Source organism: Psychroserpens sp. BH13MA-6, assembly GCF_052983595.1.
Genome location: NZ_JBRJGE010000019.1, coordinates 1 through 5,057, shown reverse-complemented (window position 1 = coordinate 5,057; position 5,057 = coordinate 1). Strand labels below are relative to the sequence as shown.

The 5,057-nt window shown below is 32.0% G+C and carries 5 protein-coding genes; all 5 read right to left on the bottom strand.

Annotation, left to right across the window (positions count from 1 at the left end; all coding sequences use genetic code 11):
- Positions 1-714 precede the first annotated feature (714 nt).
- The 5 genes from ACU8DI_RS15140 to ACU8DI_RS15120 all read right to left on the bottom strand — a co-directional run bounded on the left by ACU8DI_RS15140 (position 715) and on the right by ACU8DI_RS15120 (position 4,895).
- Positions 715-1,113, bottom strand: a complete 399-nt coding sequence (locus ACU8DI_RS15140; protein ID WP_447113634.1) for a hypothetical protein — start codon at positions 1,111-1,113, stop codon at positions 715-717.
- A gap of 244 nt (positions 1,114-1,357) precedes the next feature.
- Entirely contained in the window at positions 1,358-2,119 is a 762-nt protein-coding gene (locus ACU8DI_RS15135) for a hypothetical protein (RefSeq protein ID WP_447113633.1), read from the bottom strand.
- 542 nt (positions 2,120-2,661) lie between these two features.
- Positions 2,662-3,195, bottom strand: coding sequence for a hypothetical protein (locus ACU8DI_RS15130; RefSeq protein ID WP_447113632.1), 534 nt, complete (start codon positions 3,193-3,195; stop codon positions 2,662-2,664).
- A 292-nt stretch (positions 3,196-3,487) separates the two neighbouring features.
- Positions 3,488-4,180 carry a hypothetical protein gene (locus ACU8DI_RS15125; RefSeq protein ID WP_447113631.1) on the bottom strand — a complete coding sequence of 231 codons (693 nt, stop codon included), beginning with the start codon at positions 4,178-4,180 and terminating at the stop codon, positions 3,488-3,490.
- A 286-nt stretch (positions 4,181-4,466) separates the two neighbouring features.
- Positions 4,467-4,895, bottom strand: a complete 429-nt coding sequence (locus ACU8DI_RS15120) for a hypothetical protein (RefSeq protein WP_447113630.1) — start codon at positions 4,893-4,895, stop codon at positions 4,467-4,469.
- Between the last annotated feature and the right edge of the window lie 162 nt (positions 4,896-5,057).

Here is a 5,057-nt window from a genome sequence, read left to right as displayed (position 1 = left end):
TTTAAGATCAGAAGTTTTTATTCCGTAATCCGAAAAAAAGGATAAGAAAATGATACTTGTAAATATTCCAAATATTGATTTCAGATGTATTGTTTTAAATTTATGCCAACGTAATTGTGTATGATATCGTGCGATTGGAAACGCTCGTTATTTTCAGTCGTTATGATTCTAAAGTTTAAATATAAGAATTAAAACTGAAGCTATAGTAGAGCATGGATTATACACGTTGTTAGCTACTGTAGGGCAGAAGAGGTCACAGTAAAACCACAAAGCTGCGGAATATTCCGCATTGCAAACGAATCAGAATGCACAGAAACCAATTTGGCTGACAAGCCCAAGAATCCGCTGATTCACCAAACACAAAACCATGACAGTCGCATTTAGGTTGCAACCCAGTTTAAGAAATGAGCATTATTTTCAGAGTAATAGTTTTAGAAGAATCCGAAGTGCTGAGGTCTATTCAGAAAGTTTCCTGACCAGCTTTAATTTCGGTATTGCACTATTGTTGCTAACGAGTTTGTGTAAGGTTTGTTGCGGAATTTCAGCCTTGCGCTTTTGCGCTAGGATGAGCCGCGAGCGGCGAAAATTCCGTTGGAAAGGAAAGCGCAAGGGTGAAACTTGTACTTTTCTTTCCGATGAGTTAAAGATAACAATTTGTGGGAAATTTTCCTTGTCTTACCCATAAGTAGCAATTAACTTTACACGTTGTTGTGCTTAGTTTTTTTTAATTCCGAGTAACTGCTTTTCCAGTCTCACAATTTTAAACCTTCTAATTGAGTTCATTTCCAAATCAAAAATTTCTAATTCATTTGTTGAAGAATTGAATGTCCATTTTCCAGGTTTCATTAAATTTATATCAGTCGTTCCGATTTTCAGATAACTGCATTCTCCATTAGTTCTAAAATTCATTTTAAATCTACCTTTAATAACTCTTTTTGAAGGAAAGGGTTCGTAGTCACAAGGTCTGTAAACTGTCATGTCAGGGAAAAACTTACTTTCTTCAGGGTAGTATTTCCAGCAGCCAATTAAATCCGACTGATTTATTGAGTTATTCTGTCCGAATGTAGTATTACAGAGAGTAAAAAACAGTAAAATTGAAATAATTTTTGTCATTTTACTTAATCAACAAAGATTGAGCCAAATTAAGCACAACGAGTTTGTGTATGATTTGTTGCGGAATTCAGCCAAGCGCTTTTGCGTTTGGATGAGCCGTTTACGGCGAAAATTCCGTTGGAGAAAAAGCGCGACAGCTGAGCGGTCGTGATTTTTCAGTTTTTTTGTTTTGATTAAAAGTAAGAAAAATTCTTCTGCTTAACCAACATTAGCAATGAATTATACACGGTGTTGCCAGTAGTTTTTACTCATATTCAACCATTCTTATTTCTTCACATCTTATGTGTGTCGAAACAGTAATGGATTCTACTTGATTAAATTCAATTACTTTTTTCCATATTCCGTTGTCATTTCTGTATAGTCCAGTAAATCCATTTCCTTTACAGCGTCCTTGTTTAAAAAAAGTAAGTATTGCATATCTTTGATTCTCTGAAAATATTGGTTTAGAAAAATGATAATAAATTGATTCTTCTGGATTGTTTTTCTCATCTATTTTCCAATTTTCAATAAATTCCGCATAAAGTTGTTTATTTTTCCAAATTCTGGTTTTGTTCCAGTGCCATTTCTTTTTTAGTATTAATGTATATGGCTCTTTATTTTTAATAAGACTGTCATATTTGTTTTGGTCAATATTGTATTTGACAAATTTTATTTTTTTTGATTGTGGTGGTGACAATGTATTGTGATAATTAGACTCGTAAGAAACGATTTTTGATTTATTCAGAGTATAATTATTCCAATTTATTGTTTCTTTTTTTGGCTGGATATTAACGAAGCTTTCTGAAAAGTCTTCGTCAACTATTTTCAATTCTCGGATTTGATAATTTTGTAATGAATCATCAATTTTTTCTTGTTCAATGCTTTTGGAAACTAAATAATAGTACTTAAAATTCTCAGGAATTTCGTTTGTCGCAACTTGATTAATCAAATTCTCTATATCCGATTTTTGTCCGAAAACAATTGAACTAACTGATAATAGTAAAAAGGTAATGGTAGTTTTTATCACAATTCTTAAATTTCTGTTCAAATTTAAATTTGTCTTCAGTAAATTAAAACAGAGGATTAGTGAATGGTTCATTCGGATTAGTAAACAGGTAAATTTCAAGTTCACTTAAAATTACTGGCAACGTGTTTGTGTAAGGTTTGTTGCGGAATTTCAGCCTTGCGCTTTGGCGCTAGGATGAGCCGTTTACGGCGAAAATTCCGTTGGAAAGGAAAGCGCAAGGATGAAACTTGTACTTTTCTTTCCGATTAGCTAAAGATAACAATTTGTGGGAAATTTTCCTTGTCTTAACCACAAGTAGCAATGAACTTTACACGGTGTTACCCAACGTTTTTTAGTTTTCCGCTTATTATTCTAAAAATCAACAAAGCTGGAATTAATATTCCATAAAGAATTAAAACACCATCCCAATTAATCGTTTTATCAACAAATAAGTAACCCAATAACATCAGAATTGATATTGCGAACGTGAAATATAAAAAAGCATATATATAATAAAATATTTTAGTAAGTATGTACTTTAGTCTTGAATTCATATTGTATTCTTACCCAACGTTTTTTATTTCTATTTTATAAGTTAAAACGTCTTTTCCAGTGTCACAATTCAGTTCAAGGGTTTTATCTTTCGTTTCTACTATTTTCCAAATTACGGAAGGAATGTTTTTTTCTAAAACTAGCGCTTCCAGATTGTTAATTCCGATGTAAATCAGATTAGTGTTTGGCTTTTCAGTTGAATTCCATTGTTGAAGTAAGATTCCGTTGGAATAAGTGAAAAACCAATCTCCAAAGAATTTGTTTTCTAAAAAGGGAATTCTCGGTTCGCTTTTTAGTTCCCAATATGCTTGTCCAAATCGAATTTCGCTAACATATTTTTGATAAATATTTACTCCGCTAAAATTTGTTAAAATGTTCCATTGCTCAATATCCGTTGATTGAGTTTGTAATTCCATTTCATTTTCTGTTTTGGAAAAAAGTCTTTGAAAATAGGCAAATACTCCAACAAAGACCAAAATTATAATTCCAACAACTAAGATTATTGGGTAAAGAATAAACATTAAAATATTTCTAATTCCATTCAAAATTCGATTGCCTTCTGTTGGTTTTCTAATTCTGTTGATTAGCTCAATGTTTATCTGTCGTAGCATTTTTTGATAAATGTTGGGTAACGAGTTTGTGTATGATTTGTTGCGGAATTCAGCCGAGCGCTTTTGCGTTTGGATGAGCCGTGTGCGGCGAAAATCCCGTTGGAGAAAAAGCGCGACAGCTGAGCGGTCGAGATTTTTCAGTTTTTTTGTTTTGATTAAAAGTAAGAAAAAATCTTCTTCTTAACCAACAGTAGCAATGAATTATACACGGTGTTGCCCACTGTGCTTATATTTCATTAAGCTCTTTTCTCATTAATTTGATTATGTCATCTTTAATACTCTGTATAACTTTCCCACTTATTTCAAGTTCCTTTTGTTGTTCATTGATTTTAGTTTGATTACCAATCATCATTAGTTTTGGTAAATCAGACATCATTTTGTCAGATTGCTCCATTAATTTATCATAGGATAATTCCATTAAATCTAATTTTTCAAGAATTTGATCACTTGCAATTACACGAATAGTATTTGTTTCTTGTTTGAGTTTTGTTAATTCAGCATATGAATCGAAAGTCAGTTTTTGGATTTTTTTTGACATAACTGTAACAGCTAAATTTTCTTTTTTCTTATTTCCTTGCGTGGCTGCATTAAGGTAATTTTTATTGAATTCTTCCAATATTGGCATCATTTCAGATTGATTTTTTAGAGTTGCTTCGTTTGTGAATTTATCTAGCATTTTAAAAAAAACTAAGTATTGTTCTTTTTTGCTTTCGTATTGATAACGCCTTTTACTAATATCTAATTGATGTTCTTTTTTTATTGATTCTGTTTCTTCAACGAGTTCCTTGTTTTTTCGTTTCAGGGCATTAACTTTTGCACTTTCCTGAACGAATGTTCGAATGTATAATATCAATAAGCTAATGAATCCAAAAAAGAGATAGATTACATATGGTTTTAAAAATTCAACTAATTCGTTCATTTCTTATTTTTTTCGCATTGTGGGCAACGTAATTGTGTATGATTTGTTGCGGAATTTCAGCCGAAGCGCTTTGCGCTCGGATGAGCCGTTCACGGCGAAATCCACAGGATTCATGAATACCAAAATATAAAATAGATATGACATGAATAAAATTCCGCGGGAAAAAAAGTGCAAGGCTGAGCCAGCAATTATTTCCGAGTTTTAAAGATAGTAATTTATGTGAGATTTTTTCCTCGTCTTAACCACTTACAGCAATGAATTATACACAGTGTTGGGCAATGTACTTCTATTGTCGAATATTTTTATCTGACATATTGAGAATGCTTTTACAGAATTTTACAAATTCCTCATTCCGATAATATTCCGAAGCGTTGTCATTGTCCTTGTTAAAACGAATTATCTCACCAAAAGATTCAGTGAAAATAATATCGAAAGATTTATAGTTCTTACATTTTTCCGCTGATATATTGGCTTGAATATAGCCGAAATTTGAGTTGACAAATACTTTGTTCGAAATGTCTTTATTTAGTCCATCAAGATAGGTTTCGATTGTAGATATAATAACATGATTATTAATCTTTCTCGTTTTCACTCCTTGAAAATAATATTCCGCTTTGTTAATTAACTCAATCTCAATTGTTTTTCCATCACATTCTCGTTTTTCACATGAAAATGCTAAAAAGAGAAAAAAAAGAAATAAGATGTACTTTTTCATTTATTATTTATCCGATTGAGTCCGAAAGTATTTTGCCCAACGTAATTGTGTATGATTTGTTGCGGTTTTACAGCTTGCGTATGCAGCTGATGTTCCGCGGGAAAGACGCAAGCTGTTTAGCTCAAATTTTTCCGTTGAGACTAAGATAGTAATTTGTAGGAA